Genomic DNA, 697 nt, shown 5'->3' on the forward strand with positions numbered 1-697 from the left:
TTTACGGCGTGTCCTGCCCCGTCCGGCCCCCGCTGCCCCACCCGACACCAGGCAGGCGCAACGCTTTCCTAAACACACCCACCCATTCAGAAAAACCCATTGATAGGAATGAAATTAGTAGTATCCTATCTATCTCTTATGGACCGCCCCCTCGACGAGCGCACCGTGCTGCAGATGCAGCTCAGCTCCGGCCTGCTTTATGCAGGGCGGCAGTGGCAGCGCCTGGCCGACAGCCGGCTCGGCAGCTATGGCATCTCCACCGCCTGCACCATGCCGTTGCTGATGATCGGCCGCTCCGGCGGTGGCATCCGCCAGGTGGCGCTGGCCCAGCAGCTGGGCATGGAGGGTCCTTCCCTGGTACGCCTGCTGGACAAGCTGTGTGCCAGTGGCCTGGTCCGCCGCGAGAGCGACGCCAGCGACCGCCGCGCCAACCTGTTGTGGCTGACCGACGAGGGCCATGCGCTGGTCAGCGAGCTGGAAGATCAGTTGATCGGCCTGCGCCAGGACGTGTTCGGCGAGCTTTCCATGGATGAACTGCACGCCGTGCTGAAGGCATGGCGCCTGCTGGCCGAGGCCGCCGACCGCATCACGTAAGAGCGCTGCCCCCGAACACCGCCGCTGCCGTGCACACGCCAGCGGCTTTTGCCCGTTGCTGTTGTTTCGTTGTCCCTCCCTCCCCCACCTTTTTTTTTTTTTT

At 64.0% G+C, this 697-nt stretch carries 1 protein-coding gene; it reads left to right on the forward strand.

Features of this window, described 5'->3' with window-relative positions; all coding sequences use genetic code 11:
- The first annotated feature begins 138 nt into the window (after positions 1 to 138).
- On the forward strand, positions 139 to 594 hold the full coding sequence (locus A7X97_RS01690) for a MarR family winged helix-turn-helix transcriptional regulator (protein WP_005421298.1): 456 nt from the start codon (positions 139 to 141) through the stop codon (positions 592 to 594).
- Positions 595 to 697 lie beyond the last annotated feature (103 nt).

The sequence above is a fragment of the Stenotrophomonas sepilia genome (assembly GCF_003244875.1).
In the GTDB taxonomy this organism is placed as follows: domain Bacteria; phylum Pseudomonadota; class Gammaproteobacteria; order Xanthomonadales; family Xanthomonadaceae; genus Stenotrophomonas; species Stenotrophomonas sepilia.

What these genes read in the sequence shown, in the direction of transcription:
- A7X97_RS01690 (WP_005421298.1), top strand. Translation starts at nt 139, where the DNA reads ATGGACCGCCCCCTCGACGAGCGCACCGTGCTGCAGATGCAGCTCAGC.